17 protein-coding genes are annotated in these 22140 nt (G+C 60.9%); 8 read left to right on the top strand and 9 right to left on the bottom strand.

What is annotated here, in order from left to right; genetic code table 11:
- Window positions 1-10: 10 nt before the first annotated feature.
- Window positions 11-2869, bottom strand: coding sequence for a TonB-dependent receptor (locus B8784_RS15895; RefSeq protein WP_084398888.1), 2859 nt, complete (start codon window positions 2867-2869; stop codon window positions 11-13).
- A 312-nt stretch (window positions 2870-3181) separates the two neighbouring features.
- On the opposite strand from B8784_RS15895, the gene B8784_RS15890 reads away from it, so the two are divergent.
- The 3 genes from B8784_RS15890 (at window position 3182) to B8784_RS21670 (ending at window position 5858) form a co-directional block, all read left to right on the top strand.
- Entirely contained in the window at window positions 3182-3496 is a 315-nt protein-coding gene (locus B8784_RS15890) for a TraR/DksA family transcriptional regulator (RefSeq protein ID WP_233356192.1), read from the top strand.
- Window positions 3497-3747: 251 nt separating this feature from the next.
- On the top strand, window positions 3748-4464 hold the full coding sequence (locus B8784_RS21675; RefSeq protein WP_158085709.1) for a hypothetical protein: 717 nt from the start codon (window positions 3748-3750) through the stop codon (window positions 4462-4464).
- A gap of 212 nt (window positions 4465-4676) precedes the next feature.
- On the top strand, window positions 4677-5858 hold the full coding sequence (locus B8784_RS21670) for a GGDEF domain-containing protein (protein ID WP_158085708.1): 1182 nt from the start codon (window positions 4677-4679) through the stop codon (window positions 5856-5858).
- On the opposite strand, the gene B8784_RS15880 is transcribed toward B8784_RS21670, so the two are convergent.
- Together B8784_RS15880 and B8784_RS15875 are read right to left on the bottom strand one after the other, a co-directional pair.
- On the bottom strand, window positions 5859-6275 hold the full coding sequence (locus tag B8784_RS15880) for a CBS domain-containing protein (protein WP_084398886.1): 417 nt from the start codon (window positions 6273-6275) through the stop codon (window positions 5859-5861).
- 191 nt (window positions 6276-6466) lie between these two features.
- Entirely contained in the window at window positions 6467-6871 is a 405-nt protein-coding gene (locus B8784_RS15875; protein WP_199288590.1) for a globin, read from the bottom strand.
- 166 nt (window positions 6872-7037) lie between these two features.
- Between B8784_RS15875 and B8784_RS15870 the strand changes: the two genes are divergently transcribed.
- A complete protein-coding gene (locus B8784_RS15870; RefSeq protein WP_084398885.1) occupies window positions 7038-7832 on the top strand; it encodes an enoyl-CoA hydratase-related protein in 795 nt (264 codons plus the stop codon).
- A gap of 292 nt (window positions 7833-8124) precedes the next feature.
- Here B8784_RS15870 and groL read toward each other — a convergent pair whose 3' ends face one another.
- The 4 genes from groL to B8784_RS15850 all read right to left on the bottom strand — a co-directional run bounded on the left by groL (window position 8125) and on the right by B8784_RS15850 (window position 14366).
- Window positions 8125-9753: a chaperonin GroEL gene (gene groL, locus B8784_RS15865; protein WP_084398884.1), complete on the bottom strand. Its 1629-nt coding sequence runs from the start codon at window positions 9751-9753 to the stop codon at window positions 8125-8127.
- A gap of 40 nt (window positions 9754-9793) precedes the next feature.
- The gene (gene groES / locus B8784_RS15860) at window positions 9794-10108 is read right to left on the bottom strand and encodes a co-chaperone GroES (RefSeq protein ID WP_084398883.1); all 315 of its coding nucleotides are present in this window, start codon (window positions 10106-10108) and stop codon (window positions 9794-9796) included.
- A gap of 329 nt (window positions 10109-10437) precedes the next feature.
- Window positions 10438-12957 carry a TonB-dependent receptor gene (locus tag B8784_RS15855; RefSeq protein ID WP_233356191.1) on the bottom strand — a complete coding sequence of 840 codons (2520 nt, stop codon included), beginning with the start codon at window positions 12955-12957 and terminating at the stop codon, window positions 10438-10440.
- A gap of 209 nt (window positions 12958-13166) precedes the next feature.
- The gene (locus B8784_RS15850; RefSeq protein WP_084398881.1) at window positions 13167-14366 is read right to left on the bottom strand and encodes an acyl-CoA dehydrogenase family protein; all 1200 of its coding nucleotides are present in this window, start codon (window positions 14364-14366) and stop codon (window positions 13167-13169) included.
- Between the two features lie 144 nt (window positions 14367-14510).
- Between B8784_RS15850 and B8784_RS15845 the strand changes: the two genes are divergently transcribed.
- From B8784_RS15845 to mdoH, 4 genes are all read left to right on the top strand, one after another.
- Entirely contained in the window at window positions 14511-15230 is a 720-nt protein-coding gene (locus B8784_RS15845; protein ID WP_233356190.1) for a helix-turn-helix transcriptional regulator, read from the top strand.
- Between the two features lie 38 nt (window positions 15231-15268).
- Window positions 15269-16252 (top strand): NAD(P)H-dependent flavin oxidoreductase, encoded by a 984-nt coding sequence (locus tag B8784_RS15840; protein ID WP_084398879.1) that lies wholly within the window; start codon window positions 15269-15271, stop codon window positions 16250-16252.
- A gap of 224 nt (window positions 16253-16476) precedes the next feature.
- Complete coding sequence (locus tag B8784_RS15835; protein ID WP_084398878.1) at window positions 16477-18216, top strand: glucan biosynthesis protein; 1740 nt, start codon at window positions 16477-16479, stop codon at window positions 18214-18216.
- The gene (gene mdoH / locus B8784_RS15830; RefSeq protein ID WP_084398877.1) at window positions 18213-20387 is read left to right on the top strand and encodes a glucans biosynthesis glucosyltransferase MdoH; all 2175 of its coding nucleotides are present in this window, start codon (window positions 18213-18215) and stop codon (window positions 20385-20387) included. Before B8784_RS15835 ends, mdoH begins: the two co-directional genes overlap by 4 nt.
- A gap of 64 nt (window positions 20388-20451) precedes the next feature.
- Here the strand turns inward: mdoH and B8784_RS15825 are convergent, their stop codons facing one another.
- Together B8784_RS15825 and hppD are read right to left on the bottom strand one after the other, a co-directional pair.
- Window positions 20452-21006, bottom strand: a complete 555-nt coding sequence (locus tag B8784_RS15825) for a VOC family protein (RefSeq protein ID WP_084398876.1) — start codon at window positions 21004-21006, stop codon at window positions 20452-20454.
- Window positions 21006-22115 (bottom strand): 4-hydroxyphenylpyruvate dioxygenase, encoded by a 1110-nt coding sequence (gene hppD / locus B8784_RS15820; RefSeq protein WP_084398875.1) that lies wholly within the window; start codon window positions 22113-22115, stop codon window positions 21006-21008. Before hppD ends, B8784_RS15825 begins: the two co-directional genes overlap by 1 nt.
- Between the last annotated feature and the right edge of the window lie 25 nt (window positions 22116-22140).

Below are 22140 nucleotides of genomic sequence, written 5' to 3'. Positions count from 1 at the left end.
ATTGAGGATCCTAGAAGGATTTTGAGATCGTGAAGTTATAGGTCGTGCCGTAAAGCTCGTGACGGCTGACAAAATACTCCGATGTCGGAACATCAGGCCCGCCGGCAACGGCCGGATCATAGAAGAGCTGGTTCTCGGTGCGGAACGGCTCGTCGGTGATGTTGTAGACTTCGAGATTGACCGCAAAGCCTTCCAGCGGACCGCTACCCCACTCATAACCGATCTGGGCGTCGAGAATGGTTTCGTCCATCGCCCGCGCGCCGCTCAGCGTGCCGTCGAACTGCAGGATTTCCGAGAGGAAGCCGGAGCGGCGACGCGCGCTCAACTTCGCCTGCCAGCCATGGTTCTCGTAATAGACATCCCCCGACCAGACGATGTCCGACTGCCCCGGAATGGTGATCTCATTGCCGGTCTCGTCCTCCAACCCATTCTCGGTAAAGGTGTAGGATGCGCCGAAACCGAAACCTTCCAGCGCCGGGGGCATCTCGACCACATCATCCAGGCTGATCCGCGCGGTCAGCTCATAGCCTTCCATCGAGCCATCCGCAAAGTTGACCGGCCCGCTAAGACGCGTCGGCACGACCTCGGGATTATTTGCCGCGAAATCGCCAAGCCCGCTCGCCTCATAATATTGGGTACCGTCGACGATGACAGAGCGGTCGAGCACCCAGTCGTCGAACTCTTTGCGGAAGAAAGCGACCGACAGGGCACTGGCCTCACCGAAATACTTCTCGAAAGCGATGTCGAACTGGGTCGACTTGTAGGGCCGCAGGAAGGGGTTGCCGCCCTCCAGGGTCGAACAGGTCCGCTCCGGCGGATCGGCATCGACCACCGCATCGGGCACGCCATCGCCATTGCCGTCCGGGCAGACCAGTGTGTTGCGGTTGAAACTCTGGTTCGCCGCGAGCTGGTCGAGCCGGGCGCGCGTCAGCGTCTTCGCCGCGGCAAAACGGACCAGCGTATCCGGCATCACCTCAAGCGACAGGTTCAGGCTCGGCAGGAAGTTCGTATAGTCTTCCTCGATGGTCTGGGTCCCGCTACCGGCGAGCGTGCCAGTCGAAGTCTGCGTCGTGTCGACATATTGGAAGCCGACATTGCCGCGCAGGGGCATGTCGCCAATCTCGCTGTCGATGGTCGCCATGCCGTACCAGGTCGTGACGTCTTCCTCGACGACCCATTCGGTTTCAACACAGCCGGCGACCTCTTCGCAATCCTGCACGAAATAGGTGCCGTCGCTCAGCAGAGGCCCCGGATTGTAGGCAATGATGTCGAGGCCGATATCGCCGCTATCGGTCTGGCCGATGACGGAGCCATCGGGGATCGTCACCTCACCATCGGTGAAGGCTTCGGACTCGCGCAGATAGAAGGGGTTGTCGTTGAACGTCTTCTCGCGGTCAGTCTTGAGCACCCCGCCCGTCAGGCCTGAAATGAAGGGCACATCGAGGGCATATTCCGCCTCCAGACGGATCTGGGAAAGCTCGTCCTCGATGTCGGTCTCACGCAGGAAGCCGACCTGTCCCCAGCCGCCCGGATCGGTCAGCACCACCGTGCCCGGATCGGTATAGTCAAGATCGTGGCCAATACTGTACTCGCCATTGTCCGGGAAGGTGAAGCGCAGCGTGTCGGTCGGGCCGGAGCCGGCAAAGCCGGTGCCTGCATAGGACTCGTAGTCGACGTCGGAGCGGTCGAGGCTCGAATAGCTGACATCGCCCGTGATGCTCAGACGCTCGGTCACGGCGTAGGTGGAGTTGATGCCGAGCGCGAGGATCTCCGCCTGGCTGCCCTCGGTATCGGTGCGCAGGATCGGATTGACCGGCGCGTAGGTGGCCGAGTCGGCGAAAGCGCCATTGCCCGGCGTGACATCCGCACTCGTCCCGCTCCACGAGGCAATCGGCGTTTCGACACCGCGGAAGATGCCGGAGTCTTCCGTATCCGTATAGAAACCATCGACCACCGTCTGCCAGCGGCCGCTCGGCTCGAATTGCAGCGTGCCGGCAACCGATGTGCGCTCGAACTCACGCGAGGAAACGCCGGTGCGCGGATTGTCCGATGGATAGATCGTTCCACCGCCCGGCTCGGTCGAGGAGGTCTGCCCCTGATTGGTCTTCAGTTCGCGCGAATAGAATTGCGTCGGGTTGGACTGGATGGTGGCGCCCAGCGACCAGCCAATCGTGCCGGCCTCGTTCTGATCGATATAGGAAGCGAAATAGCGATAGCCGTCATCGTCGAAATCGGGATTGAGTTGGCCGTTGTCGTTAAGCACATATTTGCCGGACAGGTTGAACTGACGGTTCGAATAATCGAGCGGGCGCACCGTGCGCAGATCGACCGCCCCGGCAATGCCGGTCGCGGCGAGTGTCGCATCCGGCGACTTGTAGACCACGCCCTGGGCGATGAGTTCGGAGGGGAACTGGTCGAACTCGACGCCGCGATTGTTGCCGGCGGAAACGACCTCGCGGCCATTCAGAAGCGCCAGCGAGAAGTCCGGACCAAGGCCACGGATGGAGATCTGCTGAGAACGGCCGCGCACACGCTGCGCAGTGACACCCGGCAAACGTGCCAGCGAGTCGGCAATGGACAGATCCGGCAGCTTGCCGATGTCTTCCGCGGAAATCGCCTCGACGATGGAGGTCTCGTTCTTTTTGACATTCAGGGAATTTCGGATCGAGCCGCGAATACCCGACACGGTCACCACATCGAGGCGCGCCGTGCCATCTTCCTGGCCAGTCTCTTCATCGACGGTGGCGGGCGTTTGCGCGGTTGTTTCGGTGTCAGTCTCTTGCGCTTGCGCGGGCGCAGCGAACATCAGCATGGCCCCAGTCGCAGCGCCTGCAAGCAGCCTGCCCCGGATGGACTCCGTGATTGCCATATTTTCCTCCCTGACAATGCGAGCTTTTATCTCGTCGCTGACAGCGTATCGCAAAAATGCGCAAAGATTGCAAACCAAAATCTTCACTTTTCCGCCATGATTGCGATAAAGCTCGCTCATTGTGCCTTTAAGTGGTAATGAAAAGCCATTTTTAGCGCACGACAGATCACGCAAAATTTGCAAATATTCGCAAAATTCTCAAAGACGCAAAGTCTGTTGCCCTTTTCAGCCCTGCCGCGACAGGATCCTGACTTGGCGCCGTGGGTACAGTCTGGTCCAATGGCGCCCATGACCGATGAAGAGCTTGCCCTCATGTTTGAGCCCCTCATTCGCGAGGAGCTGAACGAACTGAAAGCTTTGCGCGAGCGGTCGGAAGGTGACCGCAAACCGGTCGAACTCGACCAGCAGAGCATCGGGCGTGTCTCGCGCATCGATTCGCTCCAGGTCCAGGCGATGTCGAAAGCGGCCGAGGCCCGGCGTCAGCAGCGTGTCCGGGCCCTCGAAGCAGCCCTCCAGCGTCTTGAAGACGGCGAGTTCGGCTACTGTACCGAATGTGCCGAACCGATCGCGCCCGGCCGGCTCAAAACCGACCCGGCCGCCACACGCTGCATCGGCTGCGCAAGCTAAAAACAAGCATTCAACCGAAACTTGCACTCCCCAGAGCGTGAGCCGGGAGAAGCTTGTGGCATGCCCACCGTCTCTATCCGGCCGCACAACACTTCGCCCCACGCGCATCCTGTTGTTATCGCAACAGCCTCAGGACCCGTCTCTTATCCACAGGTTTCGCGCATTCGTGAATAAATCGCATATTGTCATAAATCCGTCACGCCCCATATCGCCGATCGAAGTCTGGGAGACTTAAATCGGAGATTTAGAGTATGGCAGATCGCCCTCTCCCAGACACGCCCATTTCACGTCCATGCTTCCTGGCGCTCGCAGCGCTTCCGATTGCGTTCAGCCTGGTCGTTATCCTGATCCATTTCACAGCCCCGGAACTCAGCGCCTGGCTGTTCGAGGAAGGCTGGCCGCCGGTCGAAATGTCCCAGGTCATCATTCCGCTCATCGGCGCCGGGCTGGCGATCTTCTATCGCGGGACACGCCAGACCGGTCATATCCCGCTCATGAAGCCGTGGCTGATCATATTTGCCCTGGGCTGTGTCTATATTGCTGGAGAAGAGGCCAGCTGGGGCCAGCATTTTTTTGGCTGGTCGACCGGAGAAGGCTGGTCGGCCATCAATGTCCAGGACGAAACCAATCTTCACAATACGAGCGCCTGGCTGAACCACAAACCCCGAGCGCTTGTTCAATTGGCCGCCCTTTTCACCCTGATATTGGCGCCTGCCATCCGTCACATGGAAAAGCTGTCAGACGTCCGCCAGCGCTTTGGTGTGTTTCTGCCCGGCCCCGTCTGCATGTCCAGCGCCGCGACCGTGATCTTCTGGATCCTGGCCGAGGAAGCCCGCAAGAGTTTTGGCATGGTCGATCTGGTGCCGCGAGAATCCGAAGCCCAGGAAACGGCCCTGTACCTGTTTATCGTGACATATATTTACGAACTTGGCCGCCGCCTACCTCTCAGGAGGGCCACTTCTGCCTGAGCATTAGCGGCATCACACGCTGCCATGACTGCAGAGGACGAAAACGGCGGATTTTCCTTGAAAACCGACGGGTCTCACGAATTTCCAAACACGCTTTAAGCATTCATTCTCGTATAGCTGATACATGCTTGACTGTAGGAATGAGGACAGGGGCAGAGCCTTTGGATCAGGCAGCGACCATCGGGCTGACCGTACCGGCAGTTGCAGGAAGCATGTGCGCAATCTTCCTGTGTTTCTGGTACTATAACCGCCAGGACAAGGCGACGCTGGCTTTCGCAGTCGCCTTCGCTTTTGGCGCTATTGGCTTCACCTTGAACCATTTCGTGTTGGCCAAGGACACGCTCGCCAATGCGATCACTCATAATACATTCTATGCAGCTGGCCTTTACCTGCTGCTCGACGGTATCCACCGCGCCTTTTCGAAAAAAATGCCCGTTTTGATATTGGCAGCGATCGGCACAAGCAGCGTTGTCGGCGCGACCATCATACAGGCTTCGCCCGCCGAACTCAGCCAGCGCATTCTCTGGATTAACACGCTGCAGGGCTGCATGTTTGTCGTCAGCGCATTCTCGCTCTGGGGCATCTGGAAGCGCAACTGGACCGGTGCGACCACCTATGCAGCCTTATTGCTCTGCACCCTCAACGCAATGACCTTGGCGCCCTACAACATCATCCGCTCGATGATCACCCCGGAGACTTTTTTCCAGACAGTCTATTGGGGCACGATGAATGTTATCTCCACCCTGTCCCTGCTAGCGATGGGCGGCAGCCTGATCGCCGTCTGCGTCATGCAGCGCCTGAACGCCCTGCGCGAAGATGCCGAACGCGACTTCCTCACCGGCCTGAAGACGAGACGCGCCTTTGAAGAAGCCGCGCGTCAGTATTGCGCAAACCGCTCCGGTGACATCGCCGCCAGCCTCATCCTGATCGACATCGACCACTTCAAGCTGATCAATGACGAATACGGCCATGCCGCCGGCGATGCCGTCATCAGCGCCTTCGGCACCTTTCTGATGCGCCAGACCCGGTCGAGCGACCTGGCTGGCCGGATGGGCGGGGAAGAATTCTGCCTCCTCCTGCCCGGCACCGACATGCTGGGCGCGCGTCAACTGGCCATACGCCTGAAACGGACACTGGCAGACCTCAGCCTTGCGCAGCTGCCCGATCACGCCAACATTACCGCCAGCTTCGGCGTTGCCGAACTCGGCGCACGGACCCTGTTCGAGGACGCTTATCCCATGGCGGATGCGGCGCTTTATGCCGCCAAGACGCGCGGACGCGACCGCGTGGTCTGCGCCGAGCAGCCAGAGGATCCCGGCCGCCCCATCAGGCGCCAGCGCTATCCAGTGCCGGCAAGCCAGCCAGACACCGCTGGCGCGCGCATCGCTTCCTGATCAGGCCGCTTCGGCAATCCGCTTCAGCGACTCGCCGGCGGCATTACCGGACGCCTTGGCCGCGATATCGCCAAGCGAAACCATGCCCTGAAGCTCTTTCGCCCGGTTCATCACCGGCAATCGGCGGACTTCCTGCTCGGCCATGTTCTCAGCGACCTTCTCAATGTCCTCATCATCGTAGCAATACAGCACACGGTCGCTCATCAGCTCGCGCACCTTCGTATGACGGACATCCCTGTTGGTGGCCACGGCGCGCGTGACGATGTCCCGGTCGGTAATCATCCCGACCAGCTTGTCATTATCGGCAACGGGAAGCGCCCCGATACCTTCGCGCTCCATCTTGGTCGCCGCAAGCTGCAGACTTTCGTCGGACCCGATGAAGCTGCAATCACGATGCATGATGTCACGGATTTGCATGGCTAACCTCCATTCCGGCTCGCCCTTTGAGGGGTTCGGGCTCAGGACGATCCTGACATGGCCGCGACGCCGGCGAGCCTTCTTCTAGACGCCCGGCACCTCTCCCGAAGGCTTCCTCTTATGCCCCACCAACACGATGGCCCTGACAGCGTTCCACGGGTTAACGGATCGAAATCCGAGGCGCGCGCAGCTTAGCTGTGACGGACTTCTGCGGCCTCGCCCAAAAGCGCGTGCCACGCCTCTTCATGTGCCTCTGTCCAGGCCACTCCCAGCAGATCGCGGAAGACGTCCCGCATGGCGGTAAACATGATGTCGAACTCGTCTTCTGCGATGCCATAGCCTTCGTGATGGCTTCGGTTGGCAGCCAGTTGCATGGCCTGGGTTTCGTCGCCCTCGGCAATCCCGATGAGACAAGTCAGGCTGGTCTCCAGCATCGTTGCGCGAACCTCGCCGCCCGCATCCATCACGAACAGGTCCGCGAATTCCGGGCGTAACTCGAACAGTCGCTTATAGATTCGCGGTCCGGGATCCGGACAGAGGGTGCCGGCCCGTTCCAGCGTCTCGATGATGAGGCCTGTCTCAGCCATATTGCTCATGCCCCTTCCTGAGAGAGGTTACGCCCCACATCCATAAGGACAATCCCGCATGGCCTTCTCCGTCCAGCCCCCTTTCAACGTGTCCTCGGTCCTGCCCCAACGTGACACTTGTCCAGCCCAACCCTGCATGCTCTCTGACAGGCATCAGAGGATAAGGAGAAGCTCCATGTCGGACAAACCTGAAAGCGTTGGCAATGAAGTGCTCTATGAGGTGAAGGATCATATCGCGGTCGTCACGCTCAACCGCCCCGACAAGCGCAATGCCGTCAATGGCGCTGTCGCCTCCGCCCTTGGCTGGATCTGTGAAGAGACCGAACGCGATGACGATGTGCGCGCCTGTATCCTGGCCTCATCGCTGGACTCGACCTTCTGCGCCGGAGCCGATCTGTCGGAAATTTCGAAGGGCAATGCCCGGGCCCTCTCGACCAAGGAAGGTGGCTTTGCCGGCTTCGTAAAATATCCACGTACCAAGCCGTGGATCGCGGCCGTACGCGGCAATGCACTTGCCGGGGGCTGCGAACTGCCACTGGCCTGCGACATGATCGTGGCCGCCGACAATTCCCGCTTTGGCCTGCCGGAAGTGAAGCGCGGCATCTTCGCCGGAGCTGGCGGGGTCTTCCGTCTGCCTCGCGCCCTTCCCCGCAATGTCGCGCTGGAGATTGTCGCGACGGGGGACCCGATGCCGGCTGAGCGGATGTACCAGCTTGGCCTGGTCAACCGCATGGTGCCCGCCGACGAGGTGCTCGGCGAAGCGCATGAGCTCGCGCGCCAGATCGGCGTGAATGCGCCGCTCGCGGTCCGCAAGAGCCTTGAGGTTGCCCGCCAGGCCTATGACGGCACGGAGGAAGACCTCTGGACCGCATCGAACGAAGCCTCGGCCGTGGTATTCGCAAGCGAGGATGCCAAGGAAGGCCCGCGCGCCTTCCTGGAAAAGCGCGCGCCCGTCTGGAAAGGCCGCTAGATAAGACTAGATAAAAAATGCGCCGCCCGGAAAGTGTATTCCGAGCGGCGCCAGAACAGTCTGGCGGGCCCCTCAACCCACCAAACCGCCGGGGTGCTGAATGCCGGCTGGTGCGAAACCGGCAAGCGTCGGCAGACATCAAGAATGAAGTGAGCTACCGGACGTCAGCATCATCCACCCTGCCTTGAGCCGAAGAGGCAGTGCATCCGTAGAAACCCCTAGGATGCAAATTATCATGAAAAAGGGCGGCCCCTCGGGAGCCGCCCTTTTCTGTTCAGGGATATGGGGACGCCTAGAAGTCCATGTCCGGCATACCGCCGGCGGGCATGCCCGCCCCGGCCTTCTTCGGCAGTTCCGCGATACCGGCTTCGGTCGTGATCAGAAGGCCAGCCACCGAAGCAGCGTTCTGGATGGCAGAGCGGACAACCTTGGCCGGGTCGATCACGCCACCGCTCACGAGGTCCTCATAGACTTCGGTTCGGGCATTGAAGCCATAGCCGCGGTCGGACTTGGCCAGCACATTGGCGACGACAACCGACCCTTCCATGCCGGCATTCTCGGCGATCTGGCGGATCGGCGCTTCGAGGGCGCGGCGAACGATGTCGATACCGGCCTGCTCGTCGGCATTGGCGCCCTTGGCCTTGATCGCACGGGAGGCGCGCAGCAGCGCCACACCACCGCCCGGCAGAATGCCTTCCTCGACAGCGGCGCGGGTCGCGTTGAGCGCGTCATCGACGCGGTCCTTGCGTTCCTTCACCTCAATCTCGGTGGCGCCGCCGACCTTGATCACGGCAACACCGCCGGCGAGCTTGGCAAGGCGCTCCTGGAGCTTCTCCTTGTCATAGTCGGAGCTGGTGTCCTCGATCTGCTTCTTGATCTGCGAGACGCGGGCTTCGATGTCGGCCTTGGTGCCGGCGCCGTCGACGATGGTCGTATCATCCTTGGCAATCGAGACGCGCTTCGAGGTGCCGAGCATGTCGAGCGAGACATTTTCCAGCTTGATGCCAAGATCTTCAGAGATGACCTGGCCACCGGTCAGGACGGCGATGTCCTGAAGCATGGCCTTGCGGCGGTCACCGAAGCCAGGCGCCTTCACAGCCGCGACCTTGAGGCCGCCGCGCAGCTTGTTGACGACCAGCGTGGCAAGCGCTTCGCCATCGACGTCTTCAGCGATGATCAGAAGCGGACGCTGGCTCTGGACAACGGCTTCAAGGACGGGAAGCAGGCTCTGCAGGGAAGAGAGTTTCTTCTCGTGCAGCAGGATGTAGGGATCATCCAGCTCGACCGTCATCTTGTCGGCATTGGTCACGAAGTACGGCGACAGGTAACCACGATCGAACTGCATGCCCTCGACGACGTCGAGTTCGGTCTCAAGCGATTTCGCTTCCTCGACCGTGATCACGCCTTCATTGCCGACCTTTTCCATGGCTTTCGCGATCATGTCGCCAATCTCGGTATCGCCATTGGCAGAGATGGTACCGACCTGGGCGATCTCGGAATTGGCAGAGACCTTCTTGGCATCTGTCCCGAGATGCTCAACGACATCCTGAACGGCCTTGTCGATGCCGCGCTTGAGATCCATCGGGTTCATGCCCGCGGCCACGCGCTTCATGCCTTCGCGCACGATAGACTGACCAAGAACCGTGGCCGTCGTGGTCCCATCGCCAGCCACATCGTTCGCCTTCGAAGCCACTTCGCGCAGCATCTTGGCGCCCATATTCTCGAACTTGTCTTCAAGCTCGATTTCCTTGGCGACGGTGACACCGTCCTTCGTGGTGCGCGGCGCGCCGAAGGACTTCTCGATGACGACGTTGCGGCCCTTGGGCCCGAGCGTCACCTTCACGGCATTGGCGAGAATGTCGACGCCACGCAGCATCCGCTCACGGGCATCGGTACTGAAAACAACCTGCTTTGCAGACATTTCTTCTTTTTCCTTGAAAAGAAACGGTTGGAACGGACGGTCAGGCCGCTTTCTTTGCGGCGGCCTGGGCTTCGATGATGCCGAGAATGTCGCTCTCTTTCATGATGAGCAGCTCCTCGCCATCGATCTTCACTTCGGTGCCGGACCACTTGCCGAACAGCACGCGGTCGCCGGCTTTCACTTCGAGCGGGATGATCGCATTGTCATCGCCGCGTGCACCGGAGCCGACAGCGACGACTTCGCCTTCCTGCGGCTTTTCCTTGGCGGTGTCGGGGATGATGATGCCACCCGCGGTCTTTTCACTCTCTTCGATGCGACGCACGAGAACGCGGTCGTGGAGCGGACGGAATGACATGGCTGATGCCTCCTGAAATCCAGATTGGGTTTTGTTGAAACAGGGGTGTCAGCAACCGCCGGAACCGGTTTTTGGCACTCGACTCCATCGACTGCTAACGAGGCAAGCATTTGGCTGAAAACGGGGTCGCTTTCAATTCCGGCTTGCATAAATTTTTCGTAATAATGGCCTTTTGCCTGCCAGCCATGACCAGACAAAAAGAAACCCCGCCGTGGCGGGGTTTCTGACATGATCTGAAAGGGACGCCGGATCCACTTTTTGGAGAAGCGGGATCCGGCGCCAAGAGCACGACCCGGGAGGAGACACGGGAGTTCGTGCTAGGAGAGCTCCTAGAAGCGATAGCTCAGCGAAGCGCCGAAGGTGCGCGGACGTCCGGCGAAGCGCAGAATAACGTTCGCGTTCGACGTAACCTGCTGCCAGTAATATTCGTCCAGCAGGTTCTTGCCCCACAGGCTGACTTCCCAGTTATCGTTGAGGCCGTAGACACCGATGGTCCCGTTCAGGACGCCATAGGACGGAATATCGTACAGCGGGTTGTCCGGGTCGCCAGCCGTCGAGTCGCTCTGCCAGCGAGCCGAAAGCGCTGCGCGCAGGCCGAGTGTATCGGTCAGCGTGTCGTCATAGAGCAGGCTGAGGCTCATCGTGCGCTCAGGGCTGTAGAAGAACGGATCGCCTTCGATATTGGTCGGGTCACCGGCAAAGTCGGTCGTCGGGAAGCTGCCAAACTCGGTGTGCAGCAGGGTAAGACCGCCGACAGCCGTAAGATAATCCGTCAGCAACCAGGTGACTTCCGCGTCGAGACCGTAGGCTTCACCCGACGGCGCATTCTGCAGGCGCGCAAGCGCGGTGTAGATGTCGTCCGGGAAGAAGGTCGAGACCTGTTTGTCGGTGTAGTCATAGTAGAACAGGGACGCATTGGTCTGCAGCGTCTGGTTCAGGAGGCCGGCTTTCACACCCACTTCGTAGGCTGTCAGTTTTTCCTGCGTGGCCGGGGCGTTCTGTTCGGCCTTGGAGGCCGCATTGACCGGGGTCGAAGCGGACTTGAAGCCACGCGACACTGACGCGAAGAGCAGCACGTTCTCCTGCGGCGTATAGTTACCGACGACCCGCCAGGAAACATTGTCTTCCTTGAGGTCGGAGGTGACGTTGCCGAAGGCATTATCTGTTTCGCTGTAGGTGTTGCACTGGTTCTCCTCCAGCGGAGCCGGCGGTGCGACACCGTAGGTCAGCGAATAGAAGACGCGGTTGAAGATGTTGACGTTCGGCTGCATCGAGCCGTCCACATCACGCGAACAGCCGACATAGTCCTGGCTGTCTTCGGTGTAGCGGATGCCCGTGATCAGCTCGAACTCGTCTGTCAGCTGCCAGTTGGCATTCGCGAAGATACTGACCGTCTCGGTCTCGAACTCGCCAATGTCCTGATAGGTCTGGAAGGAATTGAGGATGTCCGTGATCGCATAGGGCTGACCGGTTTCCGGATCGACATTCACGCCAGCGACCAGCGCATTGATCTGCGCGATCTGCGCAGGCGGCAGAAGCGAGGGATCTACCCCGAGAATGGCCGCGACGGTTGGAACCGGCGCGGTGGCAAGACCAGCCGCTACCGTGCTGACCTGGTTGCTGTTGGAGTTGTCGCGCAGCAGCGTCCGGTTCGAATCGGTGATTTCATCCTTACCGTAATAGCCGCCGATGAGCCAATCGACCTTGTCGGTCGAGCCTTCCAGGCGGATTTCCTCGCTGAAGGAAGTGATCTCGCCATCTACGTCCTGGATCAGGATCTGGTAAGGCACGCCAGACCAGTCGAGATTGGCCTCGCGATCGAGGTCATTGTAGCCCGTCAGCGATACGATCCGCATATTGTCGCTGAACTGATAATCCACACCGAGCTTGTAGCCTATGAAGGTGGTATCCTCCTCAAGCGGACCATCGACACCGTCGCCGATACCGATATCGGTTTCGCGCGCCGAGCGCGGGGCCCAGTCGGCATCCTTGGCGCTGTCGGGCTGATTGTTGGCGAGGAAGGCGGCCAGACCTGGCTCGTTGAACGTGTTGCCGTTCGCCGGATCGGTCGCCGGTGTGAAGGCGATGCCCTGCCCGCCAACCGTGTCGGACTTGTTGACCCAGCCATTGATCGAGAAATCGATGTTCAGGTTGCTGGTCGGCTGGAAAGCAAGAGCGCCGCGATAGCCGAGCTTGTCGATCTTGCCGCGGTCTTCGCCGCGCGAGATCGATTCCTGCCAGCCTTCGTCACTGGTCTCGTAGCGAGCCGCCAGGCGCCCCTGGAGCATGTCGCTGAAGGGCACATTGATCATGCCCTCATAGTTGATGGTTTCGTAATTGCCGACATCAATCGCGGCAAAGCCTTCAAACTCTTCGGAGGGCTTATTGGTCACAACGTTGATCAGGCCGGCCGTCGTGTTGCGGCCGAACAGCGTACCCTGCGGGCCTTTCAGCACCTCGATGCGTTCGACATCGAAGACCGGGCCGGAATTCATGATCGGGTACGGATAAGCGACTTCGTCGACATACGTCCCGACCGTTGAGGTGGCCGAGAGGTTGATCGTGTTGAAGCCGATGCCGCGCAGTGTATAGGTCGGCACGCCCTGATAGGACTGCGAGACCGAGAAGCTCGGCACGACCGATTGCAGGTCGTCGACGCCTTTGACGCGCAGATCCTTCAGCTGGTCTTCGCCGAACGCCTGGATGTTCATGCCGACGTCGTTGATCGATTCTTCACGGCGCTGAGCCGTCACCTGAATCGATTGCAGACGCATGTTCTGGTCCGCCTCGCTGGCGGGTGCCTCATCGCTCGCGGCGGGCTGGGGCGTGGTGGTCGCTTCCTGTGCCATTGCCGGCGCCAGGCCGGCAAGGATTGCAAAGGATGCACTTGAGACGAGACTCAGACGGAATGTTTTTGATGGAACCATGTTTTCCTCCCTAAAGGCCGCATCCGTTTTTACCGGATGTCGAATATGCCTTAGAGGGTTCCCAAAGCCGGCCTCATGCACAAGCTATCGGAAATGACAGGGCGCCGTAAAAGCTACAGATTCGGCAGGCTTCAAAGCTTGAGAAGAAGCTTTGCCATGACGTTTCTCTGTACCTCATTCGAGCCGCCATAGATCGACCCGGCCCGGTTATTGAGATAACGCGGCATCGCCGTCAGGCTGTGCGCCGGCCCGATCGGCTCGACATTCGAGCCCGGCTGGCGTGCGGCCATCTGATCGACATTGCCGTAGAGACCGGCGGCCTCGATGGCAAGTTCATCGATGCGTTGCATGGTTTCGGTGCGGGCGGTCTTCAGCATGGACGAGGCCGGACCAGGATTCTTCCCGCCAGCCAGCGCGGCGGTGACACGCTGCTCGGTCATCTTGACGGATTCCAGCGCGATTTCCGTGTCGGACAGACGCCGGGCAAAGTCCGGATCATCGGCCACGGACCCGCCATTCAGCGCTTCGGCGCGCGCAATGTCCCGCACCCTTTGCAAAGCCACTTCAAGCCCGGCCGACGAACCACCGCCCCGCTCGAATTCAAGCAGATATTTCGCGACCGTCCAGCCATCATTCTCCTCGCCAAGGCGCCCCGATACCGGCACCCGGACATCGTCGAAGAAGACCTGGTTGACCTCATGCTCCCCGGCCAGCGTGATGATCGGTTCCACCCGGATTCCCGGCAGGTCCATGTCCAGCAGCAGGAAAGTGATACCCTGCTGGGGCTTGCCGGAGCCATCGGTGCGAACAAGGCAGAACATGCGATTGGCGAACTGGGCATGGGTGGTCCAGATCTTGGAGCCGTTGAGGATGTACGCGTCGCCATCGCGCACGGCCTTCATCGACAGGCTGGCGAGGTCGGAACCCGCGCCCGGCTCGGAATAGCCCTGGCACCAATAGTCCTCACCCGAAAGGATACGCGGCAGGTAATAGGCCTTCTGTTCCTCGGTGCCGTAGCCCATGATGCAGGGTCCGACCATGTTAAGCCCCATGGGTGCCAAGGGCGGCGCGCCGGCTTTCGCGCATTCGGACGCGAAAATGTATTTCTGCATCTCGTCCCAGCCGGGCCCGCCATGAGCCTCCGGCCAGTGAGGCGCGGCCCAGCCCTTTTCGTTCAGGATACGCTGCCAGGGCAGGCTGTATTCCGGATCAATGAAGACGCTGGTTGTCAGCCGTCCAGCCTCCGCCAGCTCCGGCGGGAGTTTCTCTTCGAGGAATGCGCGCACCTCCTGGCGAAACGTCTCGTGTTTTTCTTCCAGCGCCAGTTGCATGTGTTGCCCTCTCTACCATTATTGAACTTGGGCGAGCTGCCTTGGGGTCAAGCTTGCAGTGGGCGCAAACACCGGACAAGCTGCCAGTTGTAATAGGGTTCCAACCGTCGTTCTCGCATGCCTCATTCCTCCCCGTCTGACTTTTTGGAAGATCAGGTCGCCGCCCGTGCCCGGGAGGTGTATGAGGCCGGCCGTAAACTGGGCCTGCCATACATCGCCGTCAGCGCCGACATCGGCAGCCCCGAACCCATGGTCGACGCCGAAGGTCGGCCCTTCGCGGAAACGCTGTTCCGCTGGATCGATCCGGACCTCGAATACTGGAAGGATCGTGCCTTCGCGCTGCGATCCGCGCTCGTTCACGCCACACGCACCTGTGCGGAACCTTTCTATTTCGCCGAGGGCGAGCTTGGCAGCTGGCGCCCGAACGAGGCGCTCCAGGCCACGAACGATCCCGACCAGTACCTGCAGGCGCATGTGGAATGCGCCATTGTCGCGCCCGTACACCTGCCGGGCGGTGTCATAGGCGCCATTGTCTGGGCCAGTGACAAGGCGTTCGACGTCAAACCCGTTTTCGAGACCCATGCCGAATATCTGCATGCGCTGGCGCTCAAATTCATTGCGACCTATCACGATGCCCATGCCATCGGGCCGAAAGGACCAGCGGTCTATCTGACCCGCCGGGAGATCCAGTGCCTGAAGTGGGCCGCGGCCGGCAAGACCGATTCCGAAATCGCCACCATCATCGACATTTCGGTGCCCACGGTGCGCTTTCACATCACCAACAGTGCCAGGAAGCTGGGCGTCTCCGGCAAGGCCCGAGCCATCCGGCGGGCCACCACGCTCGGTTATATCGGCATCGACTAAAACACCATCAGACAAACTTTTCGGAGGAAAACAACATCATGGCGATCAAGACCAGATTTACGGAAGAATTCGGTATCCAGCACCCCATCGTGCAGGGCGGCATGCAATGGGTCGGCTATGCCGAAATGGTTGCGCCCGTCGCCAATGCCGGCGGCCTCGGTTTTCTGACAGCGCTCACTCAGCCGACACCGGAGGATCTCGCGAAGGAGATCAAGCGCACCAAGGAGATGACCGACAAGCCGTTCGGCGTGAACCTCACCATCCTGCCGGCCATCAATCCGCCGCCCTATGCCGAGTATCGCCAGGCCATCATCGAGGGCGGTATCAAGATCGTCGAGACTGCCGGCTACAAGCCGCAGGAGCATGTCGATGAATTCAAGAAGCACGGCATCAAGGTCATCCATAAATGCACCGCCGTTCGTCATGCGCTCTCCGCCGAGCGCATGGGCGTGGACGCGATCTCCATCGACGGGTTCGAATGCGCCGGCCACCCTGGTGAAGACGACATCCCCGGCCTGATCCTGATCCCGGCGGCAGCCGAGAAAGTGAAGATCCCGATGCTCGCCTCCGGTGGCTTCGGCGACGGGCGCGGGCTGGCCGCTGCCATCGCACTGGGCGCCGACGGCATCAATATGGGCACGCGCTTCTGCGTCACGAAAGAGGCGCCCATCCATGAGAACTTCAAGAAACAGATGGTCGAGAATGACGAGCGCGACACCAAGCTCATCTTCCGGACCCTGCACAACACCGCACGCGTCATGAAGAACAAGGTCAGCGAGGAAGTCGTCGCCATCGAAGGCGCAGGCGGCGCCAAGTTCGAGGACATCCAGCACCTCGTCGCCGGCGTGCGCGGGCGCAAGGCCATGGAAGAAGGCGACACCGAGGACGGCATCTGGTCGGCTGGCATGATCCAGGGCCTCATCCACGACATCCCGACCGTGAAAGACCTGATCGATCGTATCGTCGCCGACGCCGAAACCATCATCAAGAAGCGCATGGCCTCGATGGTCGTTGACGACTAGGTTCCCAAGGCGCGCAAGCGATCCGGCTTGCGCGCCTGCCTGTCCGATTTTTAATTGCCTCAGCGCAAATCACTGCAGCCTGTTTGGCAACCAAATCCTTCCTCACGCACTAGTACGTTTAATGGATTGTTGCGCTGCAGCAGGCCGGGCGGCTTGCTAAAGCCGTCATTGGTGAGGGAGCGTGGAGCTTGAGACCAACGCCATGTGTCCGGGGCGGATGGAATATGGCAGGCTTGGCCCTCGCCTTCTCCATCATGGCTTGTTCCCCAACGCCCCAGAGCGCCTCTCAGGAGCCATCCGAGCCATCGGAACAAGCTGACACGACCGGAGACATCAGCCCGGCTGCTCACCTGCAGACGATTGCCCCCCTTCCGGTCGAGACCGCCCCGAACGCGCTGCCGGGCTCCGGCGAAACCACTGGGGCCCCTGCGTCGGAGACAGCCGCTTCCGAAACGTCCGGCATGCCTGCCACGTCGGCAGACGGCGAGCCTGTCATTGCGCCGCTGACCCTGTCCCCGGCCAATCCCGCGACACCGGCGCTGACCCGATTCAGCTTCGCCCAGGTGCGCGAGAAAGCGAAGGCGCTTGCCGCAAAGGATTACAAGGCCCCAGCGGGTGCGCCGAAAGAAGCGTCCAGCCTCAATTACGACCAGTATCGACGCATTCAGTTCAATGACGAAGCGGCGATCTGGCCGGAGGGCGAGCATGGCTATCGCGTGATGCTCGACCCGCGAGGGTACCTCTTCAACCAGGAAATCACCATCAATCTGGTCGAGGAGGGGCAAGTCTCTCCGCGCCCCTACCGCCCGGAGGATTTTGACTTTCTCGACCTGCCGGTTCCGGGCAAGGTGCGAGACACGCTCGGCTTTGCTGGCTTCCGCGTGCTGACCCCGCTCAACCAGTCTGGCAAATTCGACGAAGTGATCAGCTTTCGCGGGGCAAGCTTCTTCCGCGCGCTCGGCACAGGCAGCGTCTATGGCGCCTCCTCGCGCGGGCTCGGGATCGGCACCGCCTCCCCCGAAGGCGAGGAATTCCCCTATTTCACAGAGTTCTGGCTGGAAAAGCCGAAGCCCGGCACCGAACAGGTCACACTCTATGCCCTGCTTGACGGACCGAGCGTGACCGGTGCCTTCAAATTCACCGTCCAGCCCGGTGTCCAGACGGCTGTCGATGTCGAGGCCAGCTTCTATCCGCGCCGAGAGGTCAACGGCATTGGCCTGGCGCCCATCACCTCGATGTACTTCTTCTCGCCGCACGACCTGCGCAAGCAGGCCAATGACTTCCGCCCGGCGGTGCACGATTCCGAAGGGCTCGCCATTCATATGGCGAATGGCGAATGGGCGTGGCGCCCGCTGGTCAATCCAGCCGCGCTGCAGGTCTCGGCCCTTGCCGGATCTGTCCCGCGTGGCTTTGGCCTGATCCAGCGCCAGCGCGGCTTCGACGCCTATTCCGATTTCGAGGCCCAGTACTATCACCGCCCGAATGTCTGGATCGAACCGCAAAGCGGCTGGCAGGATGGCGAGCTGATGCTGGTCGAGATCCCGACCATCAATGAATTCAACGACAATATCGTCGCTTTCTGGCGCCCCGAGAACGCCTGGACCAAGGGCAATGTCTATAATGTTTCCTACAGGATGCGCTGGGGCTTGTCCTCGCCTGCCGCCTCCACCATCGCGGTCAAGGCGACCCGGGCCGGCAAGACGCTCGATGGCAAGCGGGAGATCTTCGTCATCGATTATGACGTGCCCGATGCCACCATGCTGGAAGGCGCCGAACCGGAGATCTCGTCTTCTGCCGGCGAGATCAAGAATGCCGTGATCAAGCGCCTGCCCAACTCCGACAAGGTGCGCCTCAGCTTCGAACTCGATGCCCAGGCAACCAATGTCGCCGAGCTGCGAGCCCTGCTGGTGCGGGCCGGCAAGCCATTGACCGAAACCTGGTTATACCGCTGGAGAGCCGAATGAGTGTCTCAAGGCCCCGTCCGACCGAATTTCCGGTCACCATGCCGGACCAGTCCTTCGGGCGCGTGCCGGAGACGCCGGCGAACCGGCCGAAATCCTATCTCTGGCGCAAGCTCTTCATCCTCGTCACCTCGCTCGCCCTGACGATCTGGACGACACGCGAAATGTACGAGGTGCTGACGGTCTCCGGCCTCACCATCCTCGAATGGATCCTGCTCGCCATCTTCGCGATCAATATCAGCTGGGTCTGCTATGCCTTCATCAATGCCACGATCGGCTTCCTGGCCGCGCTCGGCACACTGAGGCGGGCGCCTGCGAAACCCGATCCGGAACGCCTGGCCCATGCGCGCACGGTCATCTGCTTTCCGATCTATAACGAAGCCGTGGGTGAGGTCTTCGCCACGGTGCTGTCGACGGCCCGCATGCTGGCTGGCGCGCCGGGCCATTTCGAATGCTTCATCCTGAGCGACACGACCGATCCGGACACGGCTCTGCGCGAAGAGGCGGCTTTCCTGCGTCTTCGTGACCAAGCCCCCTCCGACGTCGCCATCCGCTATCGCCGTCGCACCATCAATGCCCACCGCAAAGCCGGCAATATCCGCGACTTCGTCACCCGCTGGGGCGGGCGCTATGACTATATGATCGTCTATGATGCCGACAGCTATATGGAGCGCGGTACGATCCTGAAGCTGGTCGACGCAATGCAGGCCGCGCCGCAGACCGGCCTCATACAGACCATCCCGCAGCTGGTCGGTGCAAGAAGCCTCTTTGCCCATCATCAGCAATTCGCCTCGGCGCTCTACGGCCCCGTCCTCGGCCATGGCATCGCCTGGTGGGCGCAGAAGGAAGGCAATTTCTGGGGGCACAACGCCATCATCCGGATCGAGGCGCTGGCCGAAGCCGCCGGCCTGCCCGTCATGCCCGGCCGCGCGCCCTTTGGCGGGACGATCCTCAGCCATGATTTCGTCGAGGCTGCGCTCCTGCGCCGGGCGGGCTGGAATGTCGATATCCGCCCCGATCTCGAAGGCTCCTATGAACAGGGCCCGCCGACCATCGTCGATCTCGTTATCCGCGACCGGCGCTGGTGCCAAGGCAACATGCAGCACATGGCCGTCCTCCTGAAGACGCGCGGGCTCACCTGGACGAGCCGGTTCCACCTCATCACTGGCATTTTCTCCTATCTCGCCTCGCCCTTCTGGCTGCTCTTCATTACAATCGGCATGTTCCTGTCGCTGCAGAACAGCTTCCTCACCCCCACCTATTTCGGCGACGGTGCCTCGCTTTTCCCGTCCTGGCCGGTCATCGACTCCGAGCGCGCGCTGAAACTCTTCGTCGTGACCATGACGATCCTGTTCGCGCCGAAAATCTACGGCCTGCTCTATGGCTTTGCCAGCAAGCACTGGCGGCGCACCGTGGGGCTATGGCGCACCTTTGTCGGCGTGATTTCTGAAACCGCGCTCTCCATTCTCATCGCCCCGATCCTGATGGCCACGCAGACCGGCGCCGTCATCAGCGTCCTTCTCGGCCGCGACGCCGGCTGGTCGCCGCAGCAGCGTGCCGAAGGCGGCTACACCTTTGTCGCCACGTTGCGCCACAATGCCCCGGCCACCCTGCTCGGCATCGTGCTGACGGTTTCCGCGGTGGCGATCTCGCCAGTCTTCGCAGCCTGGCTTGCCCCGGCAACAGTGGGCCTCATTCTCAGCGCGCCGATCACCTGGTGGACGGGCCTGCGCTCGGCTGGAGACTCCGCCCGAAAGGCCGGCATCCTCGTCACCCCTTCGGACCTGGACGCGCCGCCCTCCTTCCAGACCTCGCAGGACGCCCGCGGCAATTTCCGCACCGTGCACCCGCCGCAATTGTCGGGCCTGCTCATGGACCGCGAAGCGCAGGCACGCCGTGAATTCCTGGTCGACCCTTACTGGCCGCTGGACCGATATGAGGTCTATGAGCCGCTGGCACTGGCCAGGGCGCGGGCGGAACGGGCCACCTCCGTGCGCGATTATCTTGGCGCGCTGACCACAAAGGAAAAAATGGCGCTGCTCAATTCCTGCGCCGACCTGCGGGCGCTCAGCATCCGGTTCACGCCGCTTCGCAAGGCCTCCACGCGGACGCGCAAGCCCGGCAGCGAAATGCGCCAGCCCGACCGGGCCGGCAAATGGAAAGCCGGGGAGTAGCTTAGAAAAAAAGGCCGCCCCCGAAGGGACGGCCTCAATGAACACTCTATCGAATGCAGGATCCTCAGTCGATTTCCTCGGCGATCTTCTCGTGCAGCCAGGCGGCGTGGCGCGGCGCCTTACGGGTGCGCGACCACTCGTCCAGCATGTCCCAGGCGACCGATTTGAGCTCGCTCATCTGCTCAGGCGTGCCGATGTCGCAAGCCAGCTCGAGACGGTGGCCGTTCGGGTCGAAGAAGTAGATCGACTTGAAGATGCCATGATGGGTCGGCCCGACCACGTCGAGCCCCATCTCTTCAGCGCGTGCCTTGGCGTTCATCAGGTCGTCCATCGTGTCGACCTTGAAGGCGATGTGCTGGACCCATTCCGGCGTGTTGCGGTCACGGTCCATCTCCGGGCTGTTGGGCAGCTCGAAGAAGGCGAGCACATTGCCGTTCCCGGCATTCAGGAAGACGTGCATGTACGGGTCCGGCGCCCCGGTCGAGGGCACCTTGTTTTCCGCAATGGCGAGCTGGAAATCCATGCCGAGCAGCTTGTTGTAGAACTCGACAGTCTCCTTCGCATCATTGCAGCGATAGGCAACGTGGTGGACCCCACCGAGTTTGGGGGCATCGGCCATTATGCATCCTCCGTCTCATCAACCTTCAGCGCGCCGCGCTTGATCTGGTCGCGTTCCATGGACTCGAACAGGGCCTTGAAGTTGCCTTCGCCGAAGCCCTGCTCATAGTCGCCGACACGCTGGATGAACTCGAAGAAGACCGGCCCGATCTGCGTCTCGGCAAAGATCTGCAGCAGCAGGCGCGGCTTTCCGTCTTCCGTCGTGCCGTCGAGCAGGATACCACGCTTTTTCAGTTCGGCCACATCGCGGCCATGGCCGGGCAGGCGCTCTTCCAGCATTTCGTAATAGGTGTCCGGCGGCGGTGTCATGAACGGGACGCCAAGCTCTTTCAGCTTGTCCCAGGAAGCGATGAGATCGTCGGAAATGAGGGCGATGTGCTGGATGCCCTCGCCGTTGAATTCGCGCAGGAATTCCTCGATCTGGCCCTTGCCGCCTTCGCCCTCCTCATTCAGCGGAATGCGGATCTTGCCATCCGGCGCCGTCAGCGCCTGCGAGGTGAGGCCGGTATATTCGCCCTTGATGTCGAAATAACGGATTTCCCGGAAGTTGAAGAGCGTCTCATAGAATTCCGCCCAATACTTCATCCGGCCCTTGTAGACGTTATGGGTGAGGTGGTCGATCTTATTGAAGCCGGCGCCTTCGGGATATTTCTCCACGCCCGGCAGATATTCGAAATCGATGTCATAGATGGACAGGCCGTCGCCCTTCTCGTCGTCATAGCGGTCGATGAGATAGATCAGCGAGTGACCAATGCCGCGCACAGCCGGGAGTTTCAGCTCCATCGGACCCGTGGGAATGTCGCAAGGCTCGGCATCATTGGCCAGAAGATGGTCATAGGCTGCCTTCGCATCGCGCACGCGGAAACCCATGCCGCAAGCACTCGGCCCGTGCTCCTTGGCAAAGTAATAGGCCGGTGTGCCCTTTTCGTAATTGGTGATCAGATTGATGCCACCCTGGCGCCAGAGCTCCACATCCTTGGAGCGGTGACGGGCCACTTTCGTAAAGCCGATCGTCTCGAAAACCTTTTCGAGATGGCCCTTTTCAGGGGCAGAAAATTCAATGAATTCGAAGCCATCGAGGCCAGCCGGATTTTCAAACAGGTCCGCCATGTGCTTTATCCTCCGCTAGATTGCA

Origin of the sequence: Henriciella aquimarina (assembly GCF_002088975.1) — a bacterium.
GTDB lineage: Bacteria > Pseudomonadota > Alphaproteobacteria > Caulobacterales > Hyphomonadaceae > Henriciella > Henriciella aquimarina.
This window is presented reverse-complemented; position numbering and strand designations above follow the sequence as displayed.

What these genes read in the sequence shown, in the direction of transcription:
- B8784_RS15850 (WP_084398881.1), bottom strand. Translation starts at nt 14,366, where the DNA reads ATGCAACTGGCGCTGGAAGAAAAACACGAGACGTTTCGCCAGGAGGTG.
- B8784_RS15890 (WP_233356192.1), top strand. Translation starts at nt 3,182, where the DNA reads ATGTTTGAGCCCCTCATTCGCGAGGAGCTGAACGAACTGAAAGCTTTG.
- B8784_RS15870 (WP_084398885.1), top strand. Translation starts at nt 7,038, where the DNA reads ATGTCGGACAAACCTGAAAGCGTTGGCAATGAAGTGCTCTATGAGGTG.
- B8784_RS15895 (WP_084398888.1), bottom strand. Translation starts at nt 2,869, where the DNA reads ATGGCAATCACGGAGTCCATCCGGGGCAGGCTGCTTGCAGGCGCTGCG.
- B8784_RS21670 (WP_158085708.1), top strand. Translation starts at nt 4,677, where the DNA reads ATGTGCGCAATCTTCCTGTGTTTCTGGTACTATAACCGCCAGGACAAG.
- B8784_RS15880 (WP_084398886.1), bottom strand. Translation starts at nt 6,275, where the DNA reads ATGCAAATCCGTGACATCATGCATCGTGATTGCAGCTTCATCGGGTCC.
- groL (WP_084398884.1), bottom strand. Translation starts at nt 9,753, where the DNA reads ATGTCTGCAAAGCAGGTTGTTTTCAGTACCGATGCCCGTGAGCGGATG.
- B8784_RS15840 (WP_084398879.1), top strand. Translation starts at nt 15,269, where the DNA reads ATGGCGATCAAGACCAGATTTACGGAAGAATTCGGTATCCAGCACCCC.
- B8784_RS15835 (WP_084398878.1), top strand. Translation starts at nt 16,477, where the DNA reads ATGGCAGGCTTGGCCCTCGCCTTCTCCATCATGGCTTGTTCCCCAACG.
- B8784_RS15875 (WP_199288590.1), bottom strand. Translation starts at nt 6,871, where the DNA reads ATGAGCAATATGGCTGAGACAGGCCTCATCATCGAGACGCTGGAACGG.
- groES (WP_084398883.1), bottom strand. Translation starts at nt 10,108, where the DNA reads ATGTCATTCCGTCCGCTCCACGACCGCGTTCTCGTGCGTCGCATCGAA.
- B8784_RS21675 (WP_158085709.1), top strand. Translation starts at nt 3,748, where the DNA reads ATGGCAGATCGCCCTCTCCCAGACACGCCCATTTCACGTCCATGCTTC.
- mdoH (WP_084398877.1), top strand. Translation starts at nt 18,213, where the DNA reads ATGAGTGTCTCAAGGCCCCGTCCGACCGAATTTCCGGTCACCATGCCG.
- hppD (WP_084398875.1), bottom strand. Translation starts at nt 22,115, where the DNA reads ATGGCGGACCTGTTTGAAAATCCGGCTGGCCTCGATGGCTTCGAATTC.
- B8784_RS15855 (WP_233356191.1), bottom strand. Translation starts at nt 12,957, where the DNA reads ATGGCACAGGAAGCGACCACCACGCCCCAGCCCGCCGCGAGCGATGAG.
- B8784_RS15825 (WP_084398876.1), bottom strand. Translation starts at nt 21,006, where the DNA reads ATGGCCGATGCCCCCAAACTCGGTGGGGTCCACCACGTTGCCTATCGC.